Annotated in this window: 6 protein-coding genes; 3 read left to right on the forward strand and 3 right to left on the reverse strand. The window is 58.7% G+C overall.

From position 1 onward, the window contains the following. Window positions 1–306: hypothetical protein (locus M0D69_RS43370; RefSeq protein WP_301787934.1), on the reverse strand; the 306-nt coding region annotated here is incomplete at its 3' end. A gap of 292 nt (window positions 307–598) precedes the next feature. Here M0D69_RS43370 and M0D69_RS43375 point away from each other — a divergent pair. Continuing rightward, complete coding sequence (locus M0D69_RS43375; RefSeq protein ID WP_301787935.1) at window positions 599–994, forward strand: RT0821/Lpp0805 family surface protein; 396 nt, start codon at window positions 599–601, stop codon at window positions 992–994. Between the two features lie 61 nt (window positions 995–1,055). Further along, window positions 1,056–1,508 carry an NUDIX domain-containing protein gene (locus M0D69_RS43380; protein ID WP_301787936.1) on the forward strand — a complete coding sequence of 151 codons (453 nt, stop codon included), beginning with the start codon at window positions 1,056–1,058 and terminating at the stop codon, window positions 1,506–1,508. Window positions 1,509–1,529: 21 nt separating this feature from the next. On the opposite strand, the gene M0D69_RS43385 is transcribed toward M0D69_RS43380, so the two are convergent. Both M0D69_RS43385 and M0D69_RS43390 read right to left on the reverse strand, forming a co-directional pair. Continuing rightward, window positions 1,530–2,405, reverse strand: coding sequence for a transporter substrate-binding domain-containing protein (locus M0D69_RS43385; protein WP_301787939.1), 876 nt, complete (start codon window positions 2,403–2,405; stop codon window positions 1,530–1,532). A gap of 108 nt (window positions 2,406–2,513) precedes the next feature. Further along, window positions 2,514–4,223, reverse strand: coding sequence for a glutamine--tRNA ligase/YqeY domain fusion protein (locus M0D69_RS43390; protein ID WP_301787937.1), 1,710 nt, complete (start codon window positions 4,221–4,223; stop codon window positions 2,514–2,516). Between the two features lie 363 nt (window positions 4,224–4,586). Here M0D69_RS43390 and M0D69_RS43395 point away from each other — a divergent pair, with 363 nt between their 5' ends. Beyond that, window positions 4,587–4,805 carry an ornithine acetyltransferase gene (locus M0D69_RS43395; RefSeq protein ID WP_301787938.1) on the forward strand — a complete coding sequence of 73 codons (219 nt, stop codon included), beginning with the start codon at window positions 4,587–4,589 and terminating at the stop codon, window positions 4,803–4,805. Window positions 4,806–4,944 lie beyond the last annotated feature (139 nt).

Raw genomic sequence — 4,944 nt, forward strand, 5'->3', positions numbered from 1 at the left:
GGCGCGCTGTCCATCTCCGGCCTGAAGGCCGAGGTCTTTCGCGCAACCTGATAAAAACATCAGCGTGAGCAATGCGGCGAACAAAAGTACGCTGCCGATGGCGGTCATGACGCGCGGCCAGATCGACGGTTTGATCGCTTCAAGCACTTCGGGTGCATGGGGCCAGCCCGACCGTTCAGGCCGTCTGGCCAGCATTCGATCCATGGCTATCACGCCCTTGGGCATCACGATCGCACACGCGATAATGGTGAAGCACATCCAGCCATAAAGCGTGGGAGTCAGGGCGGTAGCGAGAAGGGTGTCCATGATCGGATTTGACGCGAAGTCGACAAGCTTCCGATGATAGTTTTCTGCCTCCAATGGCTCTATCGGACACATCTGAGATAGTCTTAATTTGATCTGAAAATCACACTGCATGGCCATTTGGCGGCGGTTCGGCGCTTGCGAAACCTTTGTGACCTCATGCTATCCTCGACGCCTGTCTATCGCTATTTATCAGTTGGTCTTGATCGTTTCCGAAACGCAAATAGCGCGAATAACGAACGCTATAACGACGAAAGCCCATTCAATATCAATATCGACGAGAGAGAGTGTTTCAATGTCATATCCAACTCGCGCGCTCCAGCGCATTTCCGTGCAATTGATCGCAAGCTGCGTTGTGCTTGCCAGCGGCGCGGCACAGGCGGCCAACCTTGGGTTTCTCAACAACACGCCCATCACGTACATGCAGCAGCGCGACTTGCAGGCGCTCAACAACGCGGCGCACTCGGCGCTCGACACCAAGCAGGACGGTGAGTCACTCGACTGGAACAACGAAGGCGCGGGCAACCCCGTCGCAATCAAAGGCTTGATCACGCCATCGGATACGAACAAGAACGGTGACCGTAACTGTCGCAAGCTCACCATGGTGGCTTACGCCAAGGGCCAGACGCAAACCTGGGCACCCACCGTCTGCAAGCCGGACGGCGGTAAATGGGCATTGTTGAAACAGTGACCTGTTTCAACCAGCCCGTGGGCACTTCTCACGCAGTATCGCGAATCCGGAAGGCCGCTTGATGGCCGACCGGACAGTTTCGTGCGGCGTCGTGATTCTGAACACGCAAGGGGACGTGTTGCTGTGTCACGCGACCGAGACGTCGCACTGGGATATTCCAAAAGGTCAGGGCGAGCCGGACGAACAACCGGTGGAAGCGGCGTTGCGGGAACTCGTTGAAGAGACCGGGATCGTGCTCGAGGCGGAGCGGCTGAAGGATCTGGGGCGCTTTGTTTATCGCCGCGACAAGGACCTGCATCTGTTCGCGGTGCGAATGACCGACAACGAAGTAAAGCTCGAAGAGTGCGTCTGCGAATCGTATTTTCCGCGTCGCCGGGACGGCACGATGATCCCTGAGATGGACGCGTACAGATGGGTCACGCCCGCCGATGTCGATCAGTACGCAAGCCGTAGTCTCGCGCGCCTTTTCCAGACCACGCTGTCGCTTGCCGAATTGCATCAGACGCTTGCGTGAGCCTGAGGGCGTGGCCCACCATTAGTCATCGGATGCGCGGTCGTTCGGATTAGCGAACAACGCTTTCATTTCCGGTGAAAGCGGAAACCGCAAGTTGATGTTGTCGGGTGGAATGGGCTGCATGAACCACGTGTCGTAGAGTCTCGCGGCTTCGCCTGAGCGCTCCATGCCGGCAATGACGCCATCGGCTAGTTTCTTGAAGACCGGGTCGCCCTTGCGCATGATGCATGCATAGGACTCGTGTGCCAGAGGATCGCCGGTGACCATGTACTCGTGTTGAGCCGGACCTTCCTGTGCCATCTTTCCATACAGCAACGGATCGTCCATCACGAACGCCACGGCGCGGCCGGTCTTCAACGCGTCGAAACCTTCTGCGTGGTCTTTCGCGCTGATGATCCGCAGATCGAGGTTCTGTTTCAGCGACAGTTCCCGCAGCAACTGTTCGTCGGATGTGCCGGCTGTTGTCGATACTGTCTTGCCGGCGAGATCGGCGTAGTTGCGGATGCCCGATTTGCGCTTCACCACCATCCGGATGCTGTAATCGAAGAAGCTGTTCGAGAACGCCACCAGTTGTTCGCGGTCGCGAATATGGGCGGTCGAGCCGCACTCCAGATCGATCTGGTGATTGATCACATACGAGAATCGATTCGCCGATGTGATGACCACCGTGCTAACCGCGAGGCGGGGTGTTTGCAACCGGCGCCTGACTTCGTCGACTATCTTGAGCGCAATGGTCTGCGAATAGCCGATGGGCCGCTGCTTGGCGTCGAGATAGGAGAACGGGACCGACGACTCGCGCACGCCGAGGACGATGGTGTCGTTCTCGGCGATCTTGCGTAACGTAGGCGAGGACGGGTCGGCTGTGCTTGCGAAAGCCGTTTGCGCCGCGATTAGCAGCGCAAACGCGCACGATGCGCGCCACGCGCGGACGAACGATCTTGGCAAGGTGAGTTGCAAAGCATCCCCCACAACATGTGCGTGCGTCCGGCGGACGCGCCGATGGCTTTAAGCCGGCTTGGTCCAGCTATCGCGCAGGCTGACGATGCGATTGAACACCGGCATGCCGGGCTTCGAATCGACACGGTCGGCCGCGAAATACCCGTGGCGTTCGAACTGGTAGCGATCTTCGGCGTTTGCGTTGCGCGCGCCCGGTTCGAGATAAGCGCGCACGATGCGCTTCGAATCCGGGTTCAGTGCGTCGAGGAATTCCGCACCGCCCGCGCCCGGTTGCGGCTCCTTGAAGAGGCGGTCATAGAGTCGCACTTCGGCTTCGTACGCGCCTTCTGCGCTGACCCAATGGATGGTGCCCTTGACCTTGTAGCCGTTTGCGCCTTCCGTGCCGGACCTGCTGTCGGGGAAATACGTGCAATGCACAGCCGTGATGTTGCCGTTTTCGTCCTTGTCCGCGCCCGTGCATTCCACCACGAAGCCGTACTTCAGCCGCACCTTGTTGCCCGGGAACAAGCGGAAATAGCCTTTCTTCGGTGCTTCCTGGAAGTCTTCGCGCTCGATCCACAGTTCCCGCGAGAACGGGAATTCACGCGTGCCGCGCTCGGGGTGATGCGGATGAACCGGCGCGCTACAGGTTTCGCTCGTGCCTTCCGGATAGTTGTCGATGATCAGCTTGAGCGGATCGAGCACCGCGATTGCACGCGGCGCCTTTTCGTCGAGATCGTCGCGCAACGCACCTTCCAGCACGCTCATGTCGATCCACGAATCCACCTTCGTCACGGCGACGCGGTCGCACATGAGGCGAATGCTTTCCGGCGTGAAACCGCGACGCCGCACACCCACGATAGTCGGCATGCGCGGATCGTCCCAGCCGTCGACGTGATTTTCCGTCACCAGTTGAAGCAGCTTGCGCTTGCTGGTGATGGCGTAGGTCAGATTGAGCCGTGAAAACTCGATTTGCTGCGGTAGCGGACGCGTGAACTTGCCGTCATCGGCGAGCTGATTCAGGAACCAGTCGTAGAGCGGTCGGTGATCTTCGAATTCGAGCGTGCACAGCGAATGCGTGATGTTCTCGAGCGCGTCCGATACGCAATGCGTGTAGTCGTACATCGGGTAGATGCACCACTTGTCGCCGGTCCTGTAATGATGCGCGAAACGAATCCGGTAGATGACCGGGTCGCGCATGTTGAAATTCGGCGACGCCATGTCGATCTTCGCGCGCAGCGCATGCTCGCCTTCCTTGAATTCGCCCGCTTTCATGCGGCGGAACAGGTCGAGATTCTCTTCGGGCGTGCGGTCGCGGAACGGCGAGTTCTTGCCGGGTTCCTGGGCCGAACCGCGCGTCAGACGCATTTCTTCGGCCGACTGGCTATCTACGTACGCCTGGCCGCGCTCGATCAACAGCTCCGCGAATTCATACAGCTGGTCGTAGTAATCGCTCGCGAAATACAGGTGTTCGGTGCCGTCCTTATTCCAGTCGAAGCCGAGCCACTTGACGGCGTCGATGATGGAATCGACGTATTCGACGCTTTCCTTTTCCGGATTCGTGTCGTCGAAACGAAGGTGACAGACGCCACCGTAATCCCCGGCGATGCCGAAATTGACGCAAATGCTCTTCGCATGGCCGATGTGCAGATAGCCGTTCGGCTCGGGCGGAAAACGCGTCTCGACCCGCTGCGACCATTTGTCGTTGCGATTGTCTTCGTCAATGATATTGCGGATGAAATTATTTACCGCCGGTGCGTCGTTGCGATCGGTGTTCATGCGAGAAAGAGAGAGCGGACGAGGGCGCTAGCGTTGAAGACGTGCGGCTTGCGTTCGGTAAGACTTATCTGATCTTTCGATTCTACCTTAGCAACAGGGTCGGGACAGCGCGGGCCGCCATTTTGCCGCGATGTGCGGCGCGGCTGCGACACCTGTGCGCGCCGTCCGGATTTGCGGCTTGCATCGGCTGAGTCTGTAACCGGGTCATGGGCGTTTCGATACCGGATGTATCGGGCGTAACGGGAGGTAAATCGCGTTGTCGGCAATGGTGGGAGGATTTTAAGATAGCTTCGCGTTCTGAAATAATGAAATTGAAAGGTTTGGGATGCGAGCGGTATCGACGATAAAAAGGAAGATTTCACCATGAGCAAGATCACGCGGGTTTCGTTTCGGGTTGCACGGGTTGCGGCGATTGGTGTGTTTGTCGCTTCGCTTTCGGCATGTGCGATGAGCCGTACGCAGGCGCACGCGGGGATTGGGGCGGCTGCCGGCGGCGCGTTGGGTTATGTGCTGACCGGTGGTCCGATCGGGACCGTTGCGGGCGCGGCAGCAGGCGGGTTGATCGGGGCTGGAGTCAGGTAGGTTTTCGTTCGCACTTTGGGGGGGTGAGTGCTCGTGGGGCGGGGGTGGTGCTGGGTTGCGGCTTTCGGCCTTAGTGGTCTGCGCGAGTTAGCTGTGTTTTTTATCACTATTAGCCACTGTGCGTGGCGGCACGTCATTT

This window comes from Caballeronia sp. SEWSISQ10-4 2 (assembly GCF_030464885.1).
Classification (GTDB): Bacteria; Pseudomonadota; Gammaproteobacteria; order Burkholderiales; family Burkholderiaceae; genus Caballeronia.

Bases quoted from the DNA above. Each gene is read 5' to 3' on its own strand.
- M0D69_RS43375 (WP_301787935.1), top strand. From the start codon at position 599: ATGTCATATCCAACTCGCGCGCTCCAGCGCATTTCCGTGCAATTGATC.
- M0D69_RS43380 (WP_301787936.1), top strand. From the start codon at position 1,056: ATGGCCGACCGGACAGTTTCGTGCGGCGTCGTGATTCTGAACACGCAA.
- M0D69_RS43390 (WP_301787937.1), bottom strand. From the start codon at position 4,223: ATGAACACCGATCGCAACGACGCACCGGCGGTAAATAATTTCATCCGC.
- M0D69_RS43395 (WP_301787938.1), top strand. From the start codon at position 4,587: ATGAGCAAGATCACGCGGGTTTCGTTTCGGGTTGCACGGGTTGCGGCG.